At 71.3% G+C, this 24,251-nt stretch carries 23 protein-coding genes and 1 tRNA gene; 14 read left to right on the top strand and 10 right to left on the bottom strand.

Annotated features, from left to right (window positions below):
- Nucleotides 1-71: 71 nt before the first annotated feature.
- Nucleotides 72-533, bottom strand: a complete 462-nt coding sequence (locus tag ABZS58_RS24895) for a RidA family protein (protein WP_354785290.1) — start codon at nt 531-533, stop codon at nt 72-74.
- Nucleotide 534: 1 nt separating this feature from the next.
- Nucleotides 535-693 carry a hypothetical protein gene (locus ABZS58_RS24890; RefSeq protein WP_354785288.1) on the bottom strand — a complete coding sequence of 53 codons (159 nt, stop codon included), beginning with the start codon at nt 691-693 and terminating at the stop codon, nt 535-537.
- 322 nt (nt 694-1,015) lie between these two features.
- Here ABZS58_RS24890 and ABZS58_RS24885 point away from each other — a divergent pair, with 322 nt between their 5' ends.
- The 3 genes from ABZS58_RS24885 to ABZS58_RS24875 all read left to right on the top strand — a co-directional run bounded on the left by ABZS58_RS24885 (nt 1,016) and on the right by ABZS58_RS24875 (nt 4,012).
- On the top strand, nt 1,016-1,846 hold the full coding sequence (locus ABZS58_RS24885) for a hypothetical protein (RefSeq protein ID WP_354785286.1): 831 nt from the start codon (nt 1,016-1,018) through the stop codon (nt 1,844-1,846).
- Between the two features lie 77 nt (nt 1,847-1,923).
- Entirely contained in the window at nt 1,924-2,877 is a 954-nt protein-coding gene (locus ABZS58_RS24880; protein WP_354785284.1) for an ArsA-related P-loop ATPase, read from the top strand.
- Between the two features lie 16 nt (nt 2,878-2,893).
- Nucleotides 2,894-4,012, top strand: a complete 1,119-nt coding sequence (locus ABZS58_RS24875; RefSeq protein WP_354785282.1) for an ArsA-related P-loop ATPase — start codon at nt 2,894-2,896, stop codon at nt 4,010-4,012.
- Between the two features lie 10 nt (nt 4,013-4,022).
- Here ABZS58_RS24875 and ABZS58_RS24870 read toward each other — a convergent pair whose 3' ends face one another.
- Nucleotides 4,023-4,331, bottom strand: a complete 309-nt coding sequence (locus ABZS58_RS24870) for a WhiB family transcriptional regulator (protein WP_354785280.1) — start codon at nt 4,329-4,331, stop codon at nt 4,023-4,025.
- A 432-nt stretch (nt 4,332-4,763) separates the two neighbouring features.
- Between ABZS58_RS24870 and ABZS58_RS24865 the strand changes: the two genes are divergently transcribed.
- Nucleotides 4,764-7,211 carry a transglycosylase domain-containing protein gene (locus tag ABZS58_RS24865; protein ID WP_354785278.1) on the top strand — a complete coding sequence of 816 codons (2,448 nt, stop codon included), beginning with the start codon at nt 4,764-4,766 and terminating at the stop codon, nt 7,209-7,211.
- A gap of 617 nt (nt 7,212-7,828) precedes the next feature.
- On the opposite strand, the gene ABZS58_RS24860 is transcribed toward ABZS58_RS24865, so the two are convergent.
- Entirely contained in the window at nt 7,829-8,281 is a 453-nt protein-coding gene (locus tag ABZS58_RS24860) for a GatB/YqeY domain-containing protein (RefSeq protein ID WP_354785276.1), read from the bottom strand.
- Nucleotides 8,282-8,347: 66 nt separating this feature from the next.
- Here ABZS58_RS24860 and ABZS58_RS24855 point away from each other — a divergent pair, with 66 nt between their 5' ends.
- The 5 genes from ABZS58_RS24855 (at nt 8,348) to ABZS58_RS24835 (ending at nt 11,930) form a co-directional block, all read left to right on the top strand.
- Complete coding sequence (locus tag ABZS58_RS24855) at nt 8,348-9,241, top strand: metallophosphoesterase (protein ID WP_354785274.1); 894 nt, start codon at nt 8,348-8,350, stop codon at nt 9,239-9,241.
- Nucleotides 9,238-10,401: an alpha/beta fold hydrolase gene (locus ABZS58_RS24850; RefSeq protein ID WP_354785272.1), complete on the top strand. Its 1,164-nt coding sequence runs from the start codon at nt 9,238-9,240 to the stop codon at nt 10,399-10,401. Before ABZS58_RS24855 ends, ABZS58_RS24850 begins: the two co-directional genes overlap by 4 nt.
- A 61-nt stretch (nt 10,402-10,462) precedes the next feature.
- Nucleotides 10,463-10,536 (top strand) — tRNA-Pro (locus ABZS58_RS24845).
- Between the two features lie 74 nt (nt 10,537-10,610).
- The gene (locus ABZS58_RS24840) at nt 10,611-11,198 is read left to right on the top strand and encodes a DinB family protein (protein ID WP_354785270.1); all 588 of its coding nucleotides are present in this window, start codon (nt 10,611-10,613) and stop codon (nt 11,196-11,198) included.
- Between the two features lie 198 nt (nt 11,199-11,396).
- The gene (locus ABZS58_RS24835) at nt 11,397-11,930 is read left to right on the top strand and encodes a TetR/AcrR family transcriptional regulator (RefSeq protein WP_354785268.1); all 534 of its coding nucleotides are present in this window, start codon (nt 11,397-11,399) and stop codon (nt 11,928-11,930) included.
- A gap of 6 nt (nt 11,931-11,936) precedes the next feature.
- Here ABZS58_RS24835 and ABZS58_RS24830 read toward each other — a convergent pair whose 3' ends face one another.
- On the bottom strand, nt 11,937-13,328 hold the full coding sequence (locus tag ABZS58_RS24830) for an FAD-linked oxidase C-terminal domain-containing protein (protein WP_354785266.1): 1,392 nt from the start codon (nt 13,326-13,328) through the stop codon (nt 11,937-11,939).
- Between the two features lie 19 nt (nt 13,329-13,347).
- Here ABZS58_RS24830 and ABZS58_RS24825 point away from each other — a divergent pair, with 19 nt between their 5' ends.
- The 3 genes from ABZS58_RS24825 to bfr all read left to right on the top strand — a co-directional run bounded on the left by ABZS58_RS24825 (nt 13,348) and on the right by bfr (nt 14,403).
- Nucleotides 13,348-13,638 (top strand): DUF4031 domain-containing protein, encoded by a 291-nt coding sequence (locus ABZS58_RS24825; RefSeq protein ID WP_354785264.1) that lies wholly within the window; start codon nt 13,348-13,350, stop codon nt 13,636-13,638.
- A 72-nt stretch (nt 13,639-13,710) separates the two neighbouring features.
- Nucleotides 13,711-13,899 carry a (2Fe-2S)-binding protein gene (locus ABZS58_RS24820; protein WP_354785262.1) on the top strand — a complete coding sequence of 63 codons (189 nt, stop codon included), beginning with the start codon at nt 13,711-13,713 and terminating at the stop codon, nt 13,897-13,899.
- 21 nt (nt 13,900-13,920) lie between these two features.
- Nucleotides 13,921-14,403 (top strand): bacterioferritin, encoded by a 483-nt coding sequence (gene bfr, locus ABZS58_RS24815; RefSeq protein ID WP_354785260.1) that lies wholly within the window; start codon nt 13,921-13,923, stop codon nt 14,401-14,403.
- On the opposite strand, the gene ABZS58_RS24810 is transcribed toward bfr, so the two are convergent.
- Together ABZS58_RS24810 and ABZS58_RS24805 are read right to left on the bottom strand one after the other, a co-directional pair.
- Nucleotides 14,378-14,989, bottom strand: coding sequence for a metal-dependent phosphohydrolase (locus ABZS58_RS24810; RefSeq protein ID WP_354785258.1), 612 nt, complete (start codon nt 14,987-14,989; stop codon nt 14,378-14,380). The genes bfr and ABZS58_RS24810 overlap by 26 nt on opposite strands.
- The gene (locus ABZS58_RS24805) at nt 14,973-18,149 is read right to left on the bottom strand and encodes a diguanylate cyclase (protein WP_354785256.1); all 3,177 of its coding nucleotides are present in this window, start codon (nt 18,147-18,149) and stop codon (nt 14,973-14,975) included. Before ABZS58_RS24805 ends, ABZS58_RS24810 begins: the two co-directional genes overlap by 17 nt.
- A 265-nt stretch (nt 18,150-18,414) precedes the next feature.
- Here ABZS58_RS24805 and ABZS58_RS24800 point away from each other — a divergent pair, with 265 nt between their 5' ends.
- Nucleotides 18,415-19,821, top strand: a complete 1,407-nt coding sequence (locus tag ABZS58_RS24800) for a S8 family serine peptidase (RefSeq protein WP_354785254.1) — start codon at nt 18,415-18,417, stop codon at nt 19,819-19,821.
- 165 nt (nt 19,822-19,986) lie between these two features.
- Here ABZS58_RS24800 and ABZS58_RS24795 read toward each other — a convergent pair whose 3' ends face one another.
- Nucleotides 19,987-20,280, bottom strand: a complete 294-nt coding sequence (locus tag ABZS58_RS24795) for a hypothetical protein (protein WP_354785252.1) — start codon at nt 20,278-20,280, stop codon at nt 19,987-19,989.
- A gap of 58 nt (nt 20,281-20,338) precedes the next feature.
- Complete coding sequence (locus ABZS58_RS24790; RefSeq protein WP_354785250.1) at nt 20,339-22,219, bottom strand: glycerol-3-phosphate dehydrogenase/oxidase; 1,881 nt, start codon at nt 22,217-22,219, stop codon at nt 20,339-20,341.
- 9 nt (nt 22,220-22,228) lie between these two features.
- Here ABZS58_RS24790 and ABZS58_RS24785 point away from each other — a divergent pair, with 9 nt between their 5' ends.
- On the top strand, nt 22,229-22,666 hold the full coding sequence (locus ABZS58_RS24785; protein ID WP_354785248.1) for an SRPBCC family protein: 438 nt from the start codon (nt 22,229-22,231) through the stop codon (nt 22,664-22,666).
- Here ABZS58_RS24785 and ABZS58_RS24780 read toward each other — a convergent pair.
- The gene (locus ABZS58_RS24780) at nt 22,657-24,246 is read right to left on the bottom strand and encodes an NAD(P)/FAD-dependent oxidoreductase (protein WP_354785246.1); all 1,590 of its coding nucleotides are present in this window, start codon (nt 24,244-24,246) and stop codon (nt 22,657-22,659) included. The genes ABZS58_RS24785 and ABZS58_RS24780 overlap by 10 nt on opposite strands.
- Nucleotides 24,247-24,251 lie beyond the last annotated feature (5 nt).

Raw genomic sequence — 24,251 nt, 5'->3', positions numbered from 1 at the left:
TCACCCGACCGGCCATGGAACCCGCGCTGGAACCCGCGCTGTCCGCACCGGCCGGGCGACCGCACCGTGCCTTATGCGACCTCGACGATCGCTTCGACCTCGACGGGGGTGTTGAGCGGCAGGGCGGAGACGCCGACGGCGCTGCGGGCGTGCCTGCCCGCCTCGCCGAAGAGCTCGCCGAAGAGCTCGCTGGCGCCGTTGACGACGCCCGGCTGGCCGGTGAAGCCCGGTGCCGACGCGACGAACCCGACGATCTTGACCACCCGCACGACCTTGTCGAGCCCGACCAGGGCGTGCACGGCGGCGAGCACGTTGATCCCGGCCTGGCGGGCGAGGCCCTTGGCCTGCTCCGGGGTCACGTCGCCGCCGACCAGGCCGGTGGCGGCGAGCTTGCCGTCGACCATCGGCAGCTGGCCCGAGACGTAGACGTAGTTGCCGGTCCGCAGGGCCGGCACGTAGGCGGCCACCGGCGGCACGACCGGCGGGATCGTCAGCCCCAGCTCCTCCAGCCTGGCGAACACCTCACTGCCCACGTCAGGCCGCCTTCGGCCGCTTGAAGTAGGCCACGAGGTTCTCCGGGTTGAGGCCGGGCACGATCGCCACGAGCTCCCAGCCGTCCTCGCCGAAGTTGTCCAGGATCAGTTTCGTGTTGTGGACCAGCAGCGGCGCGGTCAGGTACTCCCATTTCTGCATGACGCGAGACTATCGGTCGTCCGGTGCGCACCGACCGGATCGGGCCCCCCAAGGCAAGCGCGCGGCGGCTACCCTAAGGGCCGCGCCGCACGGGTCCCGGGAGCCGGACCGCCGGCGGACCGGCCGTCGCACACGAGGTGGAGATATGACGCAACCGCCCCAGTACCCTGGGCAGCCCGAATATCAGGGCCAGCCAGGCGACCCTTACGCCGCGCCGGGACAGGCACCGCAGACTCCTCCGGGACAGGGCTGGCCGCCCGCGCCGGCACCGCAGGACCCGTTCGCACCGCCCACCTCGGCCCCGCCGACGTCCGCTCCTCCGATGTCCGGCCAGCCGTATGCGGTGCCGATCCAGCCGCCGTTCCCTCAGGCGAGCTACCCGCCTCAGCAGCCCGACCCGGCGCAGTACGGGCAGCAGCCCCCGCAGTACGGGCAGCCGGACCCCTCGCAGTATCCGCAGCAGGGCTTCCCGCAGCAGCCGCAGCAGTATCCGCCGACGGGCGCCTTCCCGACCGGTCCGCAGCCGACCGGGCAGTTCCCGACCGGCCCGCTGCAGCAGCAGCCGACCAGCGGCTTCCCCGGCCAGCCCACGAGCGGGTTCCCGGGCCAGCCGACGAGCGGGTTCCCCGGCCAGCCGACCTCCGGGTTCCCGGCCGACCCGTATGCGGGTGGCTACCAGCCCGGCTATCAGCAGCCCCAGCAGCCGCCGAAGAAGCGCGGCCTGATGATCACCCTGATCGTCCTCGCGGTGGCGCTGGTCCTGTGCGGTGGCGGCGGCGCGGCGGCGTATTTCGTCAGCAAGGGCAACCAGGGCAAGGGCCAGGCGAGCGCGGTCGACGCGGTCAACGGGTTCCTCAAGGCCGTCTACAAGGACAAGAGCACCACCGACGCGCTCAAGTACGTGTGCGCGTCGTCGCGGGACAAGAACAAGCTCGCCGCCCGGGTCGACGAGATCAAGAAGTACGACGCCGGCCTCAGCAGCCCGACGTACACCTGGCCCGCGCCGACGGTGGAGAAGCAGGACACCTCCGCGGCGACGCTGAACGTCGCGATCAAGGTCGCCACGAGTGACGAGAAGGTCGCGGAGACGAAGTACAAGTTCCTCGCGACGAACGACAACGGCTGGTGGGTGTGCGAGATCACTGCCGGGTAGTCATGGACGGCGCCCTGTAGCGTCGAGGAGTGACAACGCGCGAGTCTCAGGACGGGCGGGGCAGCCGAGCGGGAAACATGGGCTGGCCCGCCCGTCTTCATGTCGTAACCGGCAAGGGCGGCACCGGCAAGACCACGGTCGCCGGCGCCCTGGCCCTGGCGCTCGCCCGGGACGGCAGGCGCACGCTGCTCATCGAGGTCGAGGCGCGGCAGGGCATCGCGCAGCTCTTCGACCGCGACCCGCTGCCGTATCAGGAGCTGCGGATCGCCGCGGCGAGCGGTGGCGGCGAGGTCCGCGCGCTGGCCGTCGACGCCGAAGAGGCGCTCCTGGAATACCTGGAGATGTTCTACCGGCTGGGCGTGGCCGGCCGGGCGCTGCGCAAGGTCGGCGCTGTCGACTTCGCCACGACCGTCGCGCCCGGCCTGCGTGACGTCCTGCTGACCGGCAAGATCAAGGAGGCGGTGACGCGCACCGTCGACGGCCGCCGGGTCTATGACGCGGTCGTGCTCGACGCGCCGCCGACCGGCCGGATCGGCCGCTTCCTCAATGTGACCGCCGAGACGGCCCGCCTGGCGAAGGTCGGGCCGATCAAGACGCAGAGCGAGGGCGTCGCGGCGATCCTGCGCTCGCCGATGACCGCGGTGCACGTGGTCACCCTCCTGGAGGAGATGCCGGTCCAGGAGACCGCCGACTCGATCGACGATCTCACCAGGCTCGGCATCCCGATCGGCACGGTGATCGTCAACGCGACCCGGCCGCCGGTGCTCGCCGGGGCGAAGGTGACCCAGGCGGACCTGCGCCGGGGGCTGACCGCGGCGGGGATCACCGCCGACAAGGAGACCCTCGCGGGGCTGGCCGGCGAGGCGAAGGCATATCAGACCAGGGTCGCCGCGGAGGCGTCGCTGCGCGCCGACCTGCAAGGACTCGGCCGGCCGGTGGTGGAGCTGCCGGTGCTGCCCGGCGGCGTCACGCCCGACGCGCTGGAGTCACTCGGTGATCTCTTGCTCACCTCGGCCGGCCCGAGCACCTAGCGGATACGCTCGCTAGGTGGGGACTCCCAAGCTCGACGTCGACGCGATCCTCGCCGACCCGGCGATCCGCATCGTCGTCTGCTGCGGCTCCGGCGGGGTCGGCAAGACCACGACCGCGGCGGCCCTCGCGGTGCGAGCCGCCGAGCGGCACAACAGGCGCACGGTGGTGCTCACCATCGACCCGGCCCGCCGGCTGGCGCAGGCGCTGGGCCTGACCGAGCTGGACAACACGCCACGGCTGGTCAAGGGACTGCAGCCGGACTCGGCCGAGCTGCAGGCCATGATGCTGGACATGAAGCGCACCTTCGACGAGGTCGTGCTGGAGCACACCGACCCGAAGCGCGCCGAGGAGATCTTCGCCAACCCCTTCTACCAGGCCATGAGCTCGACGTTCTCCGGCACGCAGGAATACATGGCGATGGAGAAGCTGGGCCAGCTGCGGGCCCGCGACGAGTGGGACCTGATCGTGGTCGACACGCCGCCGTCGCGCTCCGCGCTGGACTTCCTGGACGCGCCGGCCCGGCTGTCCCGCTTCCTCGACGGCAAGATGCTGCGGCTGCTGCTCGCCCCGGCCCGCGCCGGTGGGCGCAGCGTGTTCAACCTGGTGTCGGCGTCGTTCGGCCTCTTCAGCCGCACCGTGACGAAGATCCTCGGGGCGCAGCTGCTGACCGACCTGTCGGGGTTCGTCGGCGCGCTGGACTCGATGTTCGGCGGCTTCCGGGAGCGGGCCGAGCAGACCTACCGGGTGCTCCAGGCGCCCGAGACGGCGTTCCTGGTGGTGGCGGCCCCGGAGCCGGACGCGGTCCGGGAGGCCGTGTATTTCGCCGGGCGGCTCGCCGCCGATCGGATGCCCCTGGCGGGACTGGTGCTCAATCGGGTGGTTTCGGTGCCCGCCGCCCTTCCGGCCGACGAGGCCCGCGCTGCCGCTGAGCGGCTCGACGAGGTCGGCGGCCACTCCGCGACGGCGGAGGTGCTGCGGGTACACGCGGAACTCGCGGACCAACGGGATCGGCAGGCGGCAGTGTCCGGCCGCTTCCTGCGCGCCCACCCCGGGGTGCCGGTCGTGAAGATCCCGGCGCAGCCCGCCGACGTCCATGACCTCGACGGGCTGCGTGCGATCGGAAATTCGTTCTGACGCGGTTGCCTCAGCCGGTCGGAACGAGCTCCTTGGTGGGTTCCTTCTCGTTACGATCCATGGCGGCCTCGAACATCTTGCGCCAGCTGGGCACCTGCGGGTGACGGCGCAGCAACGCACGGCGCTCGCGCTCGGTCATGCCGCCCCAGACTCCGAACTCGATCCGGTTGTCGAGGGCGTCTGCCAGACACTCGTACCGCACGGGGCAGCTCCGGCAGATCCGCTTCGCCACGTTCTGCTCGGCACCCTGGACGAACAAAGCGTCCGGGTCGCCATTGCGACACGCGGCGATGCTGGGCCAGTCGACGACCATGCTCATATTTCCTCTTCCCCCCTTGGACTCCCCCCGGGTCCATCCGCCGTGCTTGCCCCAGCGAATAGCACCCAAACCATGTCCCCCCATGGCTTTTGGATGCAGTTCGCCGGGCTACCCGGCGTGACAGGAGGGTCCCCGGCCACGGGAACCCCGAGAGGAGCTTTCCGGAACATCATGCTCTGTAGTCGTCCAGTTACGCAACGTTGTTGCACCAGGTTAACCGCCACTTTGGCGATCCACCAAAGGGTGGAGCGTGCTACCGCCGCGTCACGACCGGGTGTGATTTGCCCAAAATGCCTGCACCCCCGTGATCCGTGTATCAGACTCGGCTACGGGTCAACCTCACGCCCGGTGTCACGCGTCTAGGACAACGAGGCCGCCAGCATCTGGACGCGGCCTCATGACGCCGTCCCGTAGTCTGAGGAAGTGACCTGGATGCGCAAACGCGAACACGGCCTGCTGCCCAACGCAGCATCGCTCCTGCTGTGTGGGCTGCTCGCGGGCTTGGTGGTCGCTGCGGCCGCATTCCCCGCGGTCGCGATGTCGGGCCTCGCCGCGAAGGCCGGCGCCGACACATTTGAGAACCTGCCGACGGACATCGATGTGCTCCCGTCGCCGCAGATCAGTTATGTCTACGCATCCGACGGCAAGACGCTGCTGGCGATGATGTACGACGAGAACCGGCGTGACGTCCCCCTGACCGACGTGGCCGAGGTCATGCGTCAGGCGATCGTGGCCGCCGAGGACAACCGCTTCTACAAGCACGCCGGTGTCGACGTGAAGGGTGTGGCGCGCGCGTTCGTCGCCAACCAGAACGCGGGCGGCAGCACCGAGCAGGGCGCCTCGACCCTCACGATGCAGTATGTGCGGCAGGCGATCTCCTACTCGGCCAAGACGCCGCAGGACGTCGTGGACGCCACCGACAAGACCCCGACGCGCAAGCTGCGCGAGATGAAGTACGCGATCGACCTGGAGAAGAAGCTCAACAAGGACCAGATCCTGGAGCGGTATCTCAACATCGCGGCGTACGGGCACGGCTCCTACGGCATCTTCGCCGCCGCGCACGTCTACTTCGAGAAGGACCCGAAGGACCTGACGCTGGCCGAGGCGGCACTCATCGCCGGCCTGGTCAAGGCGCCCGGCACGAGCGACCCGGCGACCGCCGAGGGCCTGCCCCGCGCCCTGGACCGGCAGAAGTACGTGCTGAACCAGATGGTCTCGATGGGCTACATCAACCAGCAGCAGGCCGAAGAGGCCGGCAAGGCGGAGCTGAAGATCGTCGGCAAGCGCACGCCGGAGGGCTGCGAGTCCGTGCAGCAACCCGCACTGGGCGCCGGCTTCTACTGCGACTACCTGCGCCGCTGGTGGCTGGACCAGAAGACCTTCGGCGAGGACCAGTACCAGCGCGCCAACCGGCTGCGCGCCGGCGGCTACACGGTCATCTCCGCCCTCGACATCAACACCCAGACGGCGGCCGCCAAGTACGCGGTCGACCAACCGAACGTCGGCAAGAACGAGAAGATCAGGCTCGGCAACCAGAACGCGATCATGCTGGCCGCGGTGGAGCCGGGCACGGGCCGGGTCACCGCGATCGCGACCAACCGCACGTTCAGCAACGACAACAGCAAGAACCAGCCCAACACCAACCCCGACAAGAAGGGGCAGAAGGGCAACTACCCCAACACCACGGTGCCGATCATCACCGGCGACAAGGACATCCCCGGCTACCAGGCCGGCTCGACGTTCAAGATGTTCACCGCGGTGGCGGCGCTGGAGTCGGGCCTGCCCCTGGCGACGACGATCAACACCGAGAAGCAGTTCCAGTCGACCTTCAGGATCAACCCGAGCAGCCCGGCGGCCTGCAACGGCCCCTGGTACTGCCCGAAGAACGCCGGCGGCCAGTCCGGTCCGTACAACATGTGGACCGCGTTCGGCAGCTCCATCAACACGTACTTCGTGCCGCTGGAGCAGCAGGTCGGCGCCGACAAGGTCGTCGACGTCGCGAAGCGCCTGGGCATCCAGTTCAACGCCAAGGAAGACGCCGACTACGCCTCCTATCCGGCCTCGAAGCAGTGGGGGGCCTTCACCCTCGGCGTCAGCGCCACCACGCCGCTGCAGCTGGCCAACGCCTACGGCACGCTCGCGGCGGACGGCCTGTACTGCGAGCCGACCCCGATCCTCGAGGTCCGTGACAACAGCGGCAAGAAGGTCGAAGGGCTCGACCCGAAGTGCAAGCAGGTCGTCGACAAGGAGGTCGCCCGCGCGGCCGTCGACATGGCCCGCTGCCCGGTCGGCGACCAGTCCGCCACCGGCAAGTGCGGCGGCGCCACCGCGGGCTACGCCCGCAAGTACGTCGGCCGCCCGGTCGCCGGCAAGTCCGGCACGACCGACTCGGAGAAGAGCGCCACGTTCGTCGCGATGACCAAGCAGCTCGCGGTCGGCGGCTTCCTCACCGACCCCGACTGGCCCGAGACGAACAAGGACATGAAGCACCCCCAGATCAACTACGCGACCCTGGGCACGCTCAAGGACGGCCTCACCGGCAAGCCGGTGGTCCAGTTCACGGCCCCGACCAAGGACAGGTCCATGGGCAAACTGGTGGAGATCCCCTCCGTCAAGTGCGCCCCGGTCGACCAGGCCCGCAGCCGCATCACCCGCGCCGGCTTCACCGTCACGGTCTCCAGCGCGCAGGTCGCCTCGACCTGCCCGGCGGGCACGGTCGCCCGCACCGAACCGGGCGGCGCCACGGTCAAGGGCGGCCAGGTCTCCCTGGTCATCAGCAAGGGGCCGGGCAACCCCGCCCCGCCGTACCTGGGCACCGTCCCCGGCACCGGCAACGGCATCCGCGACGACACGAACTGCCCGCTCCCCTGGGTCTGCTGACCCACCCCAGCACCACAAAGTGAAGCGGCTGCCCCGGGGCGGCCGTTTCACTTTTTTACCCACGACAACCCGGTGGATCGGTGTTGTCCTGACCCCAGCGATCCACCGGGTTGTCGACACAATCCCCGCAGCGGTGCCGGACGCTGGACCGCAGCGCCGTCGACCCGCCCGGCCGGATACGCCTCGCGGCAGGCCGGACGCGCTGACCACACGCCGCCAGGCGTTGCACCACTGCGGCGTCCCCGGAACACGGCAACCAGACCGCCCGCCGCGCCGCCAAGAGCAGCAACGGCGGACGGCCCACGACCGGAGACGCAACGTCGCGGAACGTCGCTGCAACCGATACGGCCCTGGCACCCGCTACGCCGAACGCGCCACGATCCACCACGCCGCCCAGGCCCTCATTGCCGCGATCACGCGGCCTCCATAACCCGCGAGCCGCGCGGAGCGCGGGGCAGGACACAGCCCGAGCAACGCCCGCCCAGGCGAGGGATGCCGGTGTCCTCGACGTAGCCGGCGACGGCGAACGCCTCCGAGCTGCGCACGCCCGAGCAGCGCACGCCCGAGCAGCGCACGCCCGAGCAGCGCACGCCCGAGCAGCGCACGCGGCGGGTCGGTCAGCCCTTGGCGAGCTGGGCGCGGACCTCGGCCGCGACCCGGCCGCCCTCGGCCCTGCCGGCGACGGCGCCCTGGGCGGCCTTCATCGCCTGGCCCATGCTGGCCATCCCGCTCAGCCCCGCACCCGCGAGCGCGTCGCGGACGATGCCGGCGAGGTCCTCGTCGGAGAGCTGAGCGGGCAGGTAGCCCGCGAGCACCTCCTCCTCGGCCCGCTCCTTCGCTGCCTGCGCCTCGCGGCCGGCGTCGGCGAAGGCTTCGGCGGCCTCGCGGCGCTTCTTCGCCTCCTTGGTGAGCACCGAGAGGATCTCCTCGTCGGACAGCTCGCGGGCGGCCTTGCCGGCGACCTCGGCGTTGCGCACCGCGGTGATCGCCATCCGCAGGGTCGAGGTCACCAACTCGTCGCGGGCCTTCATGGCCACGCGCAAGTCGGACTCCAGACGCTCCTTCAACATGAAACGCAGTCTATCGGCGACCCCCGACACAAAATCCGTTGTAAAAGGCGGCTGTACGCTCAAAGGATGCGCTCGAAGACTGTCCGGCGACTCGCCGTCGGTGCCGTTGCGGCCGGTGCCGCCACATTTGCCTATGCCTCGCTGGTCGAGCGCAACATGTTCACGCTGCGCAGGTTTGACGTGCCGGTGCTCGCTCCGGACGCGGAGCCGCTGCGGATTCTGCATCTCAGCGACTTCCACCTGACGCCGGGGCAGCATCGCAAGCAGCGCTGGATCGCGGAGCTGGCCGGCACCGACCCTGACCTCGTCGTGGTCACCGGCGACAACATGGCGCACGTCGACGCCGTTCCCGCTGTCGTGCGTGCGCTGACCCCCCTCCTGGACCGGCCGGGCGCCTTCGTCTTCGGCAGCAACGACTACCGCGGCCCGGTGCTGAAGAACCCGCTCGGCTATTTCGACCGTGACAAGCCGTATGTGCAGGGTGCCGTCCTGCCCACCGAGGAGCTGCGCGACGTGCTCACGGGCTCCGGCTGGGCCGACCTCAACAACGCCCGCACGACGATCAAGGCGGGCGGCCGCACCGTCGAGCTGATCGGCGTCGACGACCCGCACGTCGGCCGCGACGACTACGACAGCGTCGCCGGGTCCGCCTCGCCCGACGTCGACGTGCGCGTCGGCCTCACGCACTCCCCCGAGCCCCGGATCCTGGACCGGATGGCCGACGACGGCTTCGACCTGCTGCTGGCCGGTCACACCCACGGCGGCCAGGTCGCGCTGCCGTTCTTCGGGGCGCTGGTCACCAACTGCGGCCTCGACCGGCGGATGGCGAAGGGGCTGCACCGGTGGCCGTTCTCGTCCGCGTTCCTGCACGTGTCCGCCGGTCTCGGCACCCACCCGACGGCGCCGGTCCGGTTCGCCTGCCCGCCGGAGGCGTCGATCCTGACTCTCGTCCCGCGTTGACCTCCACGTCCGCCGCCGCCGCTGGTGTACCAGCGGTGCGCAAATGGCCGCGCAGGGCCGCCTACGCCGGCGTGGCGGGTGCCGCCGGTCTGGCCGTGCTGCTGCCGACCGGCACCGCGGGCGCCGGGTGGTTCCTCGCCGGCCAGGTCCTCAACGCGAATGCCGTGCGCGCGTGGCCGGTGCGCGTGCGGGCGTACGCCGGCAACCGCATCACGCTGACCCGCACCCCGGACACGTCGAGGTCGATGCCCCTGGCCTTCGTGTGGCCCGCCGGTCACGCGATCCTCGGGCCCGTCATCGGCACGGACCGCGCCAGCGTGACCCGGGAGATCACCAGCGTCACGCGTGGCACCCTGACGGGCGGGCTCAAGGGGTACACCACCGGCTATGTCTATGAGGGCGACCCCATGTCCGCCCGTGGGCTTCCTTTCGAGGAGGTGCAGGTCCCGGCCGAGCTCGGCGACTGTCCGGCGTGGCTGGTGCCACCGGCGAGCGGGCCGGCCGACGACACGTGGATCATCGCGGTCCACGGCCGGGGCGCCCCGCGCGGCGAGGCCCTGCGCATCCTGCCGACGCTCGCCGCGTCCGGTCACAGCACCCTCGTCGTCACCTACCGCAACGACCCCGAGGCGTTCCCCAGCCCGGACGCCCGCTTCCACCTCGGCCACACCGAGTGGCGTGACGTCCTGTCAGCGATCGACTACGCCCGCACCGCCGGTGCCCGCCAGGTCATCCTGTACGGCTGGTCCATGGGCGGCGCGGCGATCCTCAACCTGCTGCGCTCCTGGCGGCACGGCGGATTCGTGCGCGGGGTCGTCCTGGACTGTCCCGTCGTCGACTGGACCGCCACGCTGCGGATGAACGCCCGGCAGCTCAACGTGCCGCCCCTGTGGACCTGGACCGCCCTCAAACTGATCCAGCACCGCCTGGGCGTCCGGTCCACCGAGCTCGACTACAGCGACGTGCGCCTCGACGTCCCGACGCTGCTCTTCGTCGACCACGACGACCGCACCGTCGCCCCGCAGCCGACCGTCGCCCTTGCCGCGGCGTCTGCGTCGGTACGGCTCGTCGAGACCCGAGAAGCAGGTCACTGCCGCAGCTGGAACCTCGACCCCGCTGCCTACGAGACGAATGTGAGCACCTTCCTCAAGGCTCTCTGACGCCACAGGGGATGCCGAGTTGGAGCGCTGCCGGGTGTGGGCTACGATTACCCGGCACGCTCGGGGTATAGCGCAGCTTGGTAGCGCGCTTCGTTCGGGACGAAGAGGCCGTCGGTTCAAATCCGGCTACCCCGACAGCGTCCAGGGCCGGTCTTCCACACGGGAGACCGGCCCTGATTTTTGTCATACCTGGGTGGCATGCTGCGGGCATGACGAAAGCGGACCTTCGCCGGTATCTGCAGTCCGGCCGCGACACCTTGCTGTGGAAGCTGGACGGCCTGTCGGAGTATGACGTCCGCCGTCCCATGGTGCCGACGGGCACCAACCTGCTCGGCCTGGTCAAGCACGTGGCAAGCGTCGAGTCGGGCTATTTCGGCGCGACGTTCGGCCGGCCGTTCGAGGAGCCGGTGCCGTGGATCGACGAGGGCGCGGAGCCGAATGCCGACATGTGGGCCACGCCCGAGGAGACCCGGGAGCAGATCACCGACCTGTATCGCCGGGTCTGGGCCCACTCCGACGCGACGATCGAGGCCCTGCCGCTCGACGCCGTCGGCCACGTGCCGTGGTGGTCACCCGAGCACCGCGAGGTCACCCTGCACCGCATCCTGATCCACATGATCGCGGAAACCGACCGTCACGCGGGCCACGCCGACATCGTCCGCGAGCTCATCGACGGCGCAGCCGGCCTGCGCCGGCCCGACGACAACCTCCCACCGGCGGACAGCGCCTGGTGGAAGAGCCACTATGACCGCCTCGAGCAAGCGGCAAAGGAGGCCGGTTCCACACAAGGACGCTGAGCTGCACGGCGCCTGTGAGGGTTGCCGCCCGGCGCACCCCTTGTGGCACAGCTCGGGGTGCCGGGGCAGCGTTTCGTGGCCTCGCTGAGCCCGTCGGCGTGATGGCGCAGGCAGGGCACAGCCTTTGAGGAACACGACCGGTCGCGGCATGCGGTCATGGTGATGCGCTGGTGGTTACGGGGTCACAGGCGGCGAGCGGTGAGGGCGACCGTGGTCACCGCGGAGGCCGGCTGCGCGAAGGGCGTCCTGCACCGGCACTTCAAGGACTTCGACGACCTGCTCGTCGAGCTGGTCCACGACCACGCCGGCAGGGTGAAGACACGGGGCGAAAGCCTGAGAGCGGGCACGGGCACCGTCGCAGGCAACGTCACCACGGCGCTGGAAGCGCTGCTCACGTCGGTAGCCGTGAGCATCCTGCCGCTGATCACGTTCCGGGACGAGCTGCGCGCCAGGCTGCGGCAGACCTGGCCCACGGGTCTGCCGATCCTGACGGAGGCCGCGGCGCAGATCGCCGCCTACCTGGCCGCGGAGCGCGAGGTCGGCCGGATCGCCCCGGACACCGACGTCGACACTCTCGCCGCCGTCCTCATCGGCACAGGGCATCTCATGTACGCCGACCGCCGCGCCGACCCGCCGACGGCCGAAGCGGTGCACGCCACCATCGCCACCGCACTGGCGGGCACCGAGCGCAAGGGACCGGGGCCCAAGAGACCCGTGCCCGAGGAGGCCTGAAGAACGTCAGAAGATCTTGCCGGGGTTGAGGATGTTGTCCGGGTCGAGGGCGGCCTTGATGGAGCGGTGGGCCTTCAGGCCGGTGGGGCCGATCTCGCGGGCCAGCCAGTCGCGTTTGAGCAGGCCGACGCCGTGCTCGCCGGTGGAGGTGCCGCCGAGGGACAGGCCGAGGGCCATGATGGCGTCGAAGACCTTCTGGCCGCGGGCCAGGCTGGCGGGGTCGGAGCGGTCGATCACGATGATCGGGTGGAGGTTGCCGTCGCCGGCGTGGCCGACGGTGGCGACGACCACGCCGTGGGTGGCGGCGATGCCCTCGATGCCTTCGATGAGCTCGACGAGGCGGGTGCGGGGGACGGCGACGTCGTCGACCATGACGCCGCCGCCCGCCGGGTAGAGGCGCGCGGCGAACTGCTCCAGTGCGGGGTGGGCGAGGCGGCGGGCGGTCAGCAGGGCCTCGGCCTCGGCCGTGTCGGTAGCGACATGGATGTCGACCGCCTGGGCCTGGCGGCACAGCGCCTCGATCGCCGCGAGGTCGTCGGGTGCCCTGGAGCCGGAGTCGACGGCGGCCATGAGCAGGGCGGCGGCGGACGTGGGCAGGTCCATGGGGCGGTACGCCTCGATCGCGCCGAGGGCGACCCGGTCGATGACCTCCAGCATGCTGGGCTGGAGGCCGGAGGCGATCACGGAGGAGACGGCGGCGCCCGCGGCGGGCAGGGTGTCGAAGACGGCGACGAGGGTGAGCGAGGACGCCGGCGCCGGGCGGAGCTTGACCGTGACCTCGGTGATGACGCCGAGGGTGCCCTCGGAGCCGACGAAGAGGCTGGTCAGGTCGTAGCCGGCGACGCCCTTGGCGGTGCGGCGGCCGCAGTTGAGGACCTCGCCGCTGGCCAGGACGACCTCGAGGCCGATGACGTGGTCGCTGGTGACGCCGTACTTGACGCAGCACATGCCGCCGGCGTCGGTGGAGACGTTGCCGCCGATGGTGGACTGCTCCCAGGAGCCCGGGTCGGGCGGGTAGTAGAGGCCCTGGTCGGCCACGGCGCGGCGCAGCTGGGCGTTGACGACGCCGGGCTGGACGACGGCGACGCGGTTGGCGGCGTCGATGTCGATGATCTCGTTCATCGCGACGAGGGACAGCACGATCGCGCCGTCGATGGCGTTGGCGCCGCCGGCGAGGCCGGAGCGGGCGCCCTGCGGGATGACGGGGATGCGGTGGCGGGTCGCCGCGCGGAGGACGGCGGAGACCTGGCCCGTGGTTCTGGGACGCACGACGACCGCCGGGGTCCCGTAGGCGCACAGGTCGGCTTCGTCGTGCTCGTACGAACGCAGGAGGTCCGGGTCGGTAAGCACACCGCCCTCATGGGGCAGTGCGGCGCGAAGCTCGTGCAGCAGATCCATGTTTGGCAGGCTAGTGGTCGTGCTCTACATCGACACGCCGCGGTGGCCCGCGCACGGCCGCCTCTGGGCCCATCTGATCAGTGACGTCTCGGTGGCCGAGCTGCATGCGTTCGCCGAGCTGCTGGGCGCACCGAGAAGGGGGTTCGAGCGCGATCACTACGACGTACCGGTGGAAATGGCGCGACGAGCCGTGTGGCTCGGCGCCACCAGGGTGACCGGCAAGGAGATCGTGGCCCGCCTGAAAGCTGCCGGGCTGCGCCGCCCGCGCCATTTGTCCAGTACACCCGACCCATCCAGGACAGTGAAATAGCTGCTCAGGGCTTGTTTTCCGGGAGAACTTAGGCGACCCTTGCTTAGGTAAGGCTAAGCGAGGAGCACAAGCGTGTATGTCTGCATCTGCGCCCGCGTACGGGAGTGTGAGATCCGGCGGGTCATCCGCGCTGGTGCGCACACCGAGGACGCCGTCGGTGACGAGTGCGGCGCCGGCACCGGATGCGGCACCTGCCTCGATCGGGTGGCCGATCTGATCGAGGCCGAAGTGCCTGACGCGGTATTGCCCGCTTTGGCCTAGAAAAGGGGTTACCCTGCCCACATGCAGGGGGATACACGAGTCATTGAATTTCTCAACGAACAACTGACCGCCGAACTGACGGCGATCAACCAGTACTTCCTACACGCCAAGATGCAGGAGAACTGGGGATACACGGTCCTGGCGAAACACACCCGGCACGAGTCGATCGACGAGATGAAGCACGCCGAGGTGCTGACCGACCGGATCCTGTTCCTGGAAGGGCTGCCCAACTACCAGCGCCTCTTCGCGCTGCGGATCGGCGAGACCGTCCCGGAGCAGTTCAAGTGCGACATGCAGGTCGAGGTCGAGGCCGTCGACCGGCTGCGGCGCGGCATCGAATACATGCGCTCGATCGGCGATGTCACGTCCGCGAACATCTTCGAGGAGATCCTCGCGGACGAGGAGCACCACGTCGACTATCTGGAGACGCAGCTGGCGCTCATCGAGAAGCTCGGTGAGCCGCTCTACCTGCAGAACGTCACGGAGCACCCAGAAGCGTCGTGATCTCGGCCCGCAGGTTGTCGTGTGCGCGGGCGGTCCATTCCGCCCGCGCCGGCACCGCCCGGAAGAGGTCCGGCTCGGCGAGGAACGCCCCGAGGATCTGCGCCCGCCCGGAGCGGAAGGCATCCTCGGGGACGGCCGCGTACTCCGCTCGCACCGCCGCCGCATATCGCGAATAGTCTGCCGGTGGCGACGCGAGGATGGCGAGGTCGGCGTCGGCGAGCAGGGCGCCGTTGCGGTCACCTTCCGTGACCGTGTGGCCCGCCGTCAGGCGCACCAACCGGGCCACCTCGGCCACGCGATCCGCGTCAACGCCCAGATCCGGCAAAACGGCCAAAGCAAGCAAAGCGCTCTGCTCCTCGTTGTCCGGCGCGAACGGCACATAGACCGCGTCGTGGAACCACGCCGCCAGCCGCACCGCGTCGGCATCGTCGGCGACAGCGGCGTGCTCGTCGATCACCCGCAGCATGAACGCCAGGTGGTCGAGGGTGTGGTAGTGCCGGTGCGGCTCCGACCAGCGCTGGAGCAATGAAGCCCCGGCAGCGGAGTCCGCGGGGAACAGGCGCTGCCAGTCAGCCAGAGACACCATAGGACGACTTTAGGGCCTCGACGATGTGTTCGATGCTCACGGCCCGGCCCGCCGCCCGGTCCCGCTGGTGGTCCAGGAGCAGCGGCAACGTCACCGAGCGCAACGTCTGCGCGTCCGGCGGCTCGGCCAGCCGGTGCCGGGCCCGCAGCCCGTCAGCGGCGCCGATCAGCCGTGCCGCGTGGGCCGGGTCGTCGGCCGCGACCAGCGCCGCGACCACGTCCAGCGAGATCGCCAGGTCGAGCCGGTCGCCGACCTCCTGCCGGGTGACCAGCGCGGTCACCAGCAGCCGCAGCGCCTCGACCCGGTCGCCCTCCAGCCGGGCGGCGAGTCCGAGCTGGTGCTGGGCCATCGCGGCGCCGAACGAGTCGCCGATCTGCCGGCTGAGGGTGAGGCTCTCGTCGAGCGCTTCGCGGGCCGCGTCGACGTCGCCGCGGGCGAGCATGATCTGGCCGAGGCACTCCAGGGCCAGCTGGATGCCCCGCGTGTTGCCCGCGGCGCGCTCCAGGGAGAGGCATTCGGTGGCGTACCGTTCCGCGCCGGCGATCTCGCCCTGCGACAGCGAGACCTTGCTGAGGTTGCCCAGCGACGCGGCGACGCCCTGCGGCACGTCCAGTTCCCGCCAGATCGCCAGGCTGTGCCCGAAGTGCTCGGTCGCGGCCGCATGGTCGCCGCCGCCGATCGCCGCGATCCCGATCGCGTTGTGCGCGTGGCCGACGGTCGCGCGGTCCCCCGCCGCGGTCGCCTTGGACAGCGCGGACTCGCCGAAGCGGAACGCCTCCTCGTGCTCGTCCTGGGTCGCGGCGAGGATGGCGGCGGCGTGCAGCAGCCTCGCCAGGGCGGCGTCCTCGAGTCCCGGCGCCGTGAGCAGCGTCGACAACCAGTCCCGGCCCTCGTTGATGTGGGCGCCGTTGCGCCAGTACCGCCACAGCCCCAGGCAGATCCGGGTCTTGGTCGGGAAATCAGCGTGGGCGAAAGCGGCCCGGACGTTCTGATAGTCCGCTTCGACCCGTCCGGTCCACTCGACCTGCTCCGGCCCGGACAGCCCGGCGGCCGACGCCTCGGCGAACGCGGCGTAGAAGTCGGCGTGCCGGTCCAGGGCCTCGAGGGCCTCGATAGCGCCGCCGAGCCGGTGCCGCGCGTAGGAGCGGATCGTCGACAGCAGCCGGAAGCGGCCGTCGTCCTCGTCGCGGACCACGAGGTGCTTGTCGACGAGCCCGGCGAGCCGCTTGACCAGCAGGTCGAGGTCGCCGCAGGGCAGGGTGACGGCGAGGGCGGCCGGGGCGGTCCAGCCGCCGGCGAACACCGACAGCTCGGTGAGCAGCCGCTGCTCCTCGGCGTCGAGCAGCACGAAGCTCCAGTCGATCGCCCCGCGCAGGGTCTGCTGCCGCGCGGGGAGGTCGCGCGGGCCGGAGCCGCCGAGCGAGTCGAGGTCCCGGTCGAGGTGCTCGGTGAGGTGGTTGAGCAGCTCGTCCGGCGTCCAGCGGTCGATGCGGGCGGCGGCCAGCTCGATCGCCAGGGGCAGGCCGTCGAGGCGCCGGCACAGCGCCGCGACCGGCAGCGCGGTGTCGATGGTGATCTCGAAGTCGGCGTCGACGGCCCGCGCCCGCTGCTCGAACAGCGTCACGGCGGGCGAGTCGGCGAGCGTCGGCACCTGGTACACCTGCTCGCCGTAGAGCGAGAGCCGCTCCCGGCTGGTGACCAGCGCGCGGACGCCCGGCGCCGCGGCGAGCAGGTCGCTGACCAGGGCCGCGCCGTCGTCGACGACCTGCTCGAAGTTGTCCAGGACCAGCAGCAGCTCGGACTCCTCGAGCTGGTCCAGGACGGTGTCGAACAGGTGCTGGTCGGGCAGCTCGCTGACCTGCAGCGCCCGGGCCAGGGCGGCGGTCATCTGCTCGGCGTCGGTGCTGTCGGCGAGCGGCACGAAGACGGCGCCGCCCGCGAAGTCGTCGGCGGCGACGGTCGCGGCCGCGAGGGACAGGCGCGTCTTGCCGATGCCGCCGGGGCCGACGAGCGTGACCAGGCGCCCGTCCCGGATGAGGGCGGCGACCTTGGCGGTCTCCCGGTCCCGGCCGACGAGCTTCGTCATCGGCACGGGCAGGCGGCTGCGCCGGCGTTTCGCCTTCGCCGGCTTCACCGTCCAGGTGCCATCGGGCGCACCGATCAGCTCGCCGGCCGCCTTCAGCCGTCCGAGCTCGGCCTCGGCCTTCGCGGGCAGTCCGCCGGAGCGCTCGGCGAGCCGGTCGACGAGGGCCGTGCTGGGCTCGCCCGCGAGCGCGATGCGCAGCCAGATCCGCAGCGTCGCCGGCGACCACGGGGTCAGCTCGACGACCGCCTCGTGCAGCCCCGTGCGGCGCGGGTCGTCGTCGCGCACGTTGGTGGTCGCGTAGACGATCGCGGCCGCGTCCCCGAGCTCGGGCAGCGGGTCGCCCACATCCACCAGGAGGATGCACCGTGGTGCGCGGTCCGCCGCCAGTACAGCCGGGAAACCGCGCAAACGGGCGATCTGGGCGACTTCGCGGAGGAACCGGGTGTGCCCGGCACCCGGCGGACCGACGATCCGCAGGGCGGCCTGACCGCCCGCGGCGACCCTGGTGATGAACTCCTGTGTGCTGCTCAGCGCCGCGTCGCGCTCCCACAGGCGGGACGAGCCCGCGGCCGCCGAGGCCTCGACGTCGTCGCCGACCGCCTGACCGCGGCCGCGGCGCTTGGCGAGGTAGTTGCGGCGGTCCGCGGTCGCGATCAGGGCCTCGCCGTCGGTGCCGTCGACGGGGCTGGTCGCGACGCCGAGGCTGATCGACAGGTGCAGCGGCGGGGTGCCGGCGAACTCCCGGGCGCGGATCTCGTCGGTGAGGCGGATCGCGAGGCGCAGCGCCTCGTCGGCGCCGGTGTTGGGCAGGAGCAGCACGAACTCGTCGCCGCCGTAGCGGAACAGCACGTCGTCGGTGCGGATGAGCTCGGCGATGCGGTCGGCGAGCTGGCGCAGCAGCAGGTCACCGCGCAGGTGACCGAAGGCGTCGTTGACCGTCTTGAAGTGGTCGACGTCGAACAGCAGCAGGCTGCAGCCCGTGACGTCGTGCAGGGCGACGTCCAGCGCGGCACGCGAATGAGCACCGGTGACTGGATCCATCGTCACCGGTGCGGGGCCGCCCTGCACGCTCATTGTCAACTTGATCGGCCTTCCGGGGTCGCCGCTGAGGTGTTCAGCAGCTTTTGACCGTCCGGCGTCCACCTGGTGGGTGCTCGTCGCCGTCGAAGGTGCCGTTACGTCGCCGGGACGTGACTATCCGTAAACCCTCCTGCATGTTTGGTGAGCCGGCACCGATCGGGCCGGACCCCAGGAAGGAGCACTGGTGGCAGCTCACAGGACTGTCGTCGCAGGTGCCGTGGCGCTCGGCCTCGCAGCGTCTGTTGTTTCAGGATCGCCGTTGTCCAAGCCGACGGTGGCATACGCCCACGACGAAGGATCCCGGCTCTGGCACGCCGACGCCTGGTCCAACGCCGCAGGCACCGGGCTCACCGCCACGGACCTCGGCGCCGCCTACTCCTCGCAGGTAGGGGGCGGTGACGGCACCGGGGTCGGCATCGCGCTGATCGACACGGGCGTGGTCAACGTGCCCGGCCTGCCCGCCTCGCAGATCGTCAACGGGCCCGACCTGTCGTTCGAGTCGCAGTCCACGAACCTGCGCTATCTGGACACGTTCGGCCACGGCACGCACCTTGCCGGCATCATCGTCGGCAACGACCCCACGACCGGCTTCCGCGGCATCGCCCCCAAGGCGAAGGTGACCTCCATCAAGGTCGGCGCGTCCGGCGGCGCCGTGGACGTCTCGCAGGTCATCGCCGGCATCGACTGGGTCGTCCAGCACCGCAACGACGACAAGGCCAGTCCGATCCGGATCATCACCCTCGCGTACGGCACCGACAGCACCCAGCCGACCTTCTACGACCCGCTGAACTACGCGGTGGAGAACGCCTGGCGCAACGGCATCGTCGTCGTCGCCGCGGGCGGCAACACCGGCACCGTCGCGACGCTCACCAACCCGGCCAACGACCCGTCGGTGCTGTCCGTCGGCTCGGCCTCGGTCAACAACACCGTCACCAACGCCGACGACAGCGCGTCGACCTTCAACTCCCGCGGTACCAGCCGCAACCTGGACCTGCTCGCGCCCGGCGAGCAGATCGTGTCGCTGCGGGACCCCGGCTCCTACCTCGACCAGACGTACCCCGGCGCCCGCGTCGGCGACAAGCTCTTCCGCGGCAGTGGCAGCTCGCAGGCCGCGGCCGTCGCCTCCGGCGGCATCGCCCTGCTCCTGCAGAAGCGGCCCACCCTCACCCCCGACCAGGTCAAGGCCCTGCTGAAGAACAGCGCGACGGCCCTGGCGGGCGGCGTGGGTGAGCTCAACCTCGCGGCCGCGGTCAAGGCCGCGACCCCGACGACCGTCCAGGCCGCCGGCACCGCGGCGGGGGTCGGCTCGCTGGAGTCCGCGCGCGGCTCGAACCACGTCGTGCACGACAACCAGCAGCTGGTCGGCGAGTTCGACATCTTCGGCGGCTTCAACCCGGCCGTCTGGGCGCAGGCGACCCGCAATCTCAGCGCCTGGAACGGCGGCGTCTGGATGAACCGCCGGATGGCCGGCGACGGCTGGACCGGCACGTCGTGGGCGTCGAAGACGTGGGCCTCGGCGGCGTGGTCCGGGGAGAGCTGGGCCGACGAGGCCTGGTACGACGACACCTGGTCGGGCCACTACTGGTCCGGCGGGACGTGGTCGGGGCACTACTGGAGCGGGCACTACTGGAGCTCCAGCACCTGGTCCGCCAAGCGCTGGAAGTAGGTCCTCCGGGCCCGGCCGGATTCGTCCGTCCGGGCCACTTTCGTCTCTTGCCCGCGCTTTCGTCTCTTTCTCGCGCTTTTCGGCTTTGGTCGCGCTTTCGTCCTTGTTCCCGCTTTTCGGCGCTGGCTGCGCTTTTCGGCGTTGCTCGATGCGCTGGTGGCGGCGTCAGTCGCCGCCGCCACCGCCACCGCCGCCTGAGTCACCGCCGCCGAAGTCGCCGCCGCCCCAGTCGCTGCCGCCGTCATCGTCGTCGGCGTCGCCGTCTCCGCCGCCGCCCCTGGTGCGGCCCCGGCCCCGGCGGGCCGTCCTGCTCGACCGCGCCACCTGATGACCGGCGAGCCGGCCGCGACGCAGCACCTCTTCCCGGGTCAGCTCCCGCGGCTGCCGCCGGGTGTTGACAACAATGACCGCTACGGCCGCCACAGCCAGTACCAACACGATCGCGATGCCCCACAGCATGCGAATATCATCGTCCGGCCTCTATGAAGATCGCTGCCCGGATTTCGTCAAGGTCTGCTCATGAAATCGTTGTCCGGTCCGTCTGGAAGCCGCGGACGTCCGGGACCCCGAGACGGGCGGCGTCGGCGGTCAGGTCGTCGGGCATCCGCTGCGACTCCTGCTCCGCCGCCACCCGGGCCAGGTAGTGGTCGATCTCCCGGGACCGGGTCGCCGCGTCCCAGCCCAGCACCTCGCCCATGATCTCGGCGGTCTCCGCGGCCGACGCGGCGCCACGGTGGTCGGTCTCGAACGAGATCCGGGTCCGGCGGGTCAGCACGTCCTCCAGGTGCAGCGCACCCTCGGCGAGCGCCGCGTACGCCACCTCCGCCGCCAGATACTCCGGCGCGCCGGGCAGCGGACGGCGCAGCGCCGGGTCCAGCGCGAGGACGTCGAAGGCGAGCGAGCCGTACCGCTCCAGCAGGTGCTCCAGGACGCCGACGGAGATGCCGTGCCGGCGGGCCAGGTCGGCGCGGTTGGTCCACAGCGAGTGGTAGCCGTCGGCGCCGAGCAGCGGCAGGTCCGCGGTGCGGGAGGCGGGCACCAGGCCGCCGTGCCGGCGCAGGCCGCCGAGGCGGTGCGCGACACGGTCGATGACGTCGGCGGCCATCACCCGGTACGTCGTGTACTTGCCGCCCGCGATCAGCATCAGCCCCAGCATCGGCTCGACGACGGCGTGGGTGCGCGACAGCGCGGAGCTCTGCTCGTCCTTGCTGTGCGGCTGCCGGTGCCGGGCCTCGCGGGAGAGCAGCGGCCGGAGGCCGGCGTAGACGCCCTCGATGTCCTCGGTGGTCAGCGGCCGGTCCAGGACCTCGTTGACCTGGCCCAGCAGGTAGGAGATGTCGGTCGCCGACGCCGCCGGGTGGCCCCGGTCGAGGTGCCAGTCGGTGTCCGTGGTGCCGATGATCCAGTGCCCACCCCACGGGATGACGAACAGCACCGACGTCTGGGTGCGCAGGATCAGCCCGGCCTCGCCGGTGATCGCGGAGCGGGGCACCACGAGGTGGACGCCCTTGCTGGCCCGGACCTGCATGCCCGCCGACTCGCGCGGGCCGGTGCCGGACAGCAGGCCGGCGATGTCGTCCATCCACACGCCCGTGGCGGCGACGACGGTGCGCGCGTGGACCTCGAACTCCTCACGGGATTCGAGGTCGCGGACCCGTACACCGGTGATCTCACGAGCATCGCGCAGCAATCCGACCGCACGGGCGCTCGGCACCACCGCGGCGCCGAGGCTGGCGGCGGTGCGGGCCAGCGTCGCGACCAGCCGGGCGTCGTCGACCTGGCCGTCGAAGTACTGGATGGCACCGCTGATCGCGTCCTCGCGCAGCGACGGGAACCGCCGGTGCGTCTCGGTGCGCGACAGGTGCCGGTGCAGCGGCATCCCCCGCGGCGCGGATCCGCGCAGCTGGGCGGCGGTGGCGAACGCGTCGTAGAGGCCGACGCCGGCGCCGTAATAGGCACGCTGCCAGACGCGCTGCGCGACGCTGGTCAGTCCCCGGTGCGCGGGCAGCGGCACCAGGATCGGCACCGGCCTGACCAGGTGCGGCGCCAGGCGGGTCGCGAGCAGCCCGCGCTCCTGCAGCGCCTCGGCGACCAGGCCGAACTCGAGCTGCTCCAGGTAGCGCAGGCCGCCGTGGATCAGCTTCGACGACCGGCTGGACGTGCCGGAGGCCAGGTCACGGGCCTCGACGAGAGCGACGGACAGCCCGCGGGACGCGGCGTCGAGCGCCGCACCGGCGCCGGTGACGCCACCGCCGATGATCAGGACGTCGAAGCGCTCCCGGCGCAGCCTGGCGACGTCCTGCGCGCGGCGGCGCGGCGACAGGCGGCTGGCCTCGAAACGGGACGTGGAGGGTTCACGGCGCACCTCACTACGGTAGCCGCGCCCGTCACGGGGCATCACATCATCGTGTCCATCACCGAACGCATCATCGAAGCGCCGGCCGACCGAGTCTTCGCCGTCCTGTCCGACGGGTGGACGTACAGCGACTGGGTCGTCGGCACCGCACACATCCGCGACGTCGACCCGTCGTGGCCCGCACCCGGGGCGCGGCTGCATCACAAGGCCGGCCCGTGGCCGCTGTCGATCAAGGACCACAGCGAGTCCCTGGAGTGCGTCCCGGACCGGATGCTGCTGCTCAAGGTCCGCCTGTGGCCGCTGGGCGCCGGCGAGGTGCGCTTCACGCTCGACCCCCTCGACGCGCAGGCGACGCGGGTGACGCTGCAGGAGCAGTTCACCGACGGGCCGATGCTCGGGGTCCGGAACAAGATCGGCGACGTGGCGCTGTATTACCGCAACGGCGAGGCGCTCTCCCGGCTGGCCGATCTGGCGGTCGCTCAGCGGTAGATCGCCCGCATCGCCTTTCCGACACCTGCCGCGTAGGCGTCGCCGAGCAGGGGGCGGTGCCGGGCGAGCGCCGCCCGCGCCGCGTTCGCACCGGCGGCACCGTGCACGCCGCCACCCGGGTGGGCGCTGGAGCTCGCCAGGAAGAGCCGGTCGACGGGGGTGTCCGCACGTCCGAGGCCGGTGACCGGTCGCCAGACGAGTTGCTGGTACGCCGCCGCGGTCCCCCCGTTGATCGCGCCGTCGACGAGACCCGGGTTCTTCGCGACGAGCTCGGCCGGGCCGCTGACGTGCCTGGCCAGCACCAGGTCGTCGAAGCCCGGCGCGTGCCGGCGCATGGCGTCCTCGACGCGGGCGACCTGGGTGCGGACCATTTCCCCGTCGACCTCACCGGGTTTCGCCGGTCGCGGCAGGTGCGTGTATGCCCACAGCGACTCGGTCCCCGCCGGCGAGCGGGTCGGGTCGGCGGTCGTCATCTGCCCGATGAGCAGGAACGGGTCCTCCGGCGCGCGGCCGAGGGACAGGTCAGCGGCGTAGCGCCGCGGGTCGGCGCCGAGGTGGACCGTCCCGGCGCCGGCGACGTCCGGCGAGATCCACGGCACCGGCCCGGACAACGCCCAGTCGATCTTCAGTGTGGCGTTGTCCCAGCGGAAGCCTTCGAGGTCCCTCAGGAGCCCGACCGGCAGATGCTCCTGCTGGATGAGGCTCTGGTACAGAGTGGGCGCCGGCACGTCGGCAAGCACCGCGCGCCGGGCCCGGACGAGCCTTCCGCCGGCGCACCGGACGCCGAGTGCCCTGCCGCCGCCGACGATCACCCGCTCGACCATCGCGCCGGTGTGGATCGTGCCGCGCTTCCCGAGCCGCCTGACCAGGGCGTCGGTGAGCTGCTGGGCGCCGCCGACCGGCACGGGGAAGCCGTGCTGCTGACCGAGCATGGCCAGGAGCCAGCCGAAGCCGCCGCTGGCCGCGTCGTCGGGGGCGAGGTCGGTGTGCAGGGCGAGGCCGGTGAGCAGCAGCCGGCCGCCGTCGCCCTGGAAGAGTTCCTCGCCGAGGACCCTGGCCGGGACGAGGAACCGCCGGCCGAGCCGGAGCGCGTCGCCGAGTCCGGCGCGGGCGGCCAGCCTCACGCCGGACCGGACCGGCGGAAACGGGGTGAGCAGCGACGGGAGCAGGGCGTCGGAGAGGCGGTGCCATTGCTGGTAGAGCCGCCGCCAACGCAGACCGTCGCCCGGCGCGAAGCGTTCCAGCGACTCCGCCGTCAGGTCCAGCTCGCGGCTGAGGACCGCCGCGCGCCCGTCCGGGAAGAGGTGCGCGACGACCTCGGGCGCGTGTGTCCACCGCAGGCCGTGCGCCTCCAGGTCGAGCGCGAGCAACGGCGGCGACCCCGCGCTGAGCGGGTAGAAGGCGCTGCACAGATCGCTGAGGAAGCCCGGCGCGGTGATCTCCGCCGACCGGACCGCGCCGCCGGCGTGCCCGGTGCCCTCCAGCACGACGACGTCCCAGCCCGCGTCGGCGAGCATGTTGGCGGCGACCAGACCGTTGTGCCCGGCGCCGATGACCACCGCGTCGACCGTTTCCGTCATGCCTC

This window comes from Dactylosporangium sp. NPDC005555 (assembly GCF_040605635.1).
Classification (GTDB): domain Bacteria; phylum Actinomycetota; class Actinomycetes; order Mycobacteriales; family Micromonosporaceae; genus Dactylosporangium.
This window is presented reverse-complemented; position numbering and strand designations above follow the sequence as displayed.

Coding starts and splice junctions, on each gene's coding strand:
- ABZS58_RS24840 (WP_354785270.1), top strand. CDS start 10,611: ATGACGAAAGCGGACCTTCGCCGGTATCTGCAGTCCGGCCGCGACACC.
- ABZS58_RS24790 (WP_354785250.1), bottom strand. CDS start 22,219: ATGCCCCGTGACGGGCGCGGCTACCGTAGTGAGGTGCGCCGTGAACCC.
- ABZS58_RS24865 (WP_354785278.1), top strand. CDS start 4,764: ATGCGCAAACGCGAACACGGCCTGCTGCCCAACGCAGCATCGCTCCTG.
- bfr (WP_354785260.1), top strand. CDS start 13,921: ATGCAGGGGGATACACGAGTCATTGAATTTCTCAACGAACAACTGACC.
- ABZS58_RS24890 (WP_354785288.1), bottom strand. CDS start 693: ATGCAGAAATGGGAGTACCTGACCGCGCCGCTGCTGGTCCACAACACG.
- ABZS58_RS24885 (WP_354785286.1), top strand. CDS start 1,016: ATGTCCGGCCAGCCGTATGCGGTGCCGATCCAGCCGCCGTTCCCTCAG.
- ABZS58_RS24860 (WP_354785276.1), bottom strand. CDS start 8,281: ATGTTGAAGGAGCGTCTGGAGTCCGACTTGCGCGTGGCCATGAAGGCC.
- ABZS58_RS24880 (WP_354785284.1), top strand. CDS start 1,924: ATGGGCTGGCCCGCCCGTCTTCATGTCGTAACCGGCAAGGGCGGCACC.
- ABZS58_RS24810 (WP_354785258.1), bottom strand. CDS start 14,989: ATGGTGTCTCTGGCTGACTGGCAGCGCCTGTTCCCCGCGGACTCCGCT.
- ABZS58_RS24795 (WP_354785252.1), bottom strand. CDS start 20,280: ATGCTGTGGGGCATCGCGATCGTGTTGGTACTGGCTGTGGCGGCCGTA.
- ABZS58_RS24830 (WP_354785266.1), bottom strand. CDS start 13,328: ATGGATCTGCTGCACGAGCTTCGCGCCGCACTGCCCCATGAGGGCGGT.
- ABZS58_RS24780 (WP_354785246.1), bottom strand. CDS start 24,246: ATGACGGAAACGGTCGACGCGGTGGTCATCGGCGCCGGGCACAACGGT.
- ABZS58_RS24805 (WP_354785256.1), bottom strand. CDS start 18,149: ATGAGCGTGCAGGGCGGCCCCGCACCGGTGACGATGGATCCAGTCACC.
- ABZS58_RS24855 (WP_354785274.1), top strand. CDS start 8,348: ATGCGCTCGAAGACTGTCCGGCGACTCGCCGTCGGTGCCGTTGCGGCC.
- ABZS58_RS24870 (WP_354785280.1), bottom strand. CDS start 4,331: ATGAGCATGGTCGTCGACTGGCCCAGCATCGCCGCGTGTCGCAATGGC.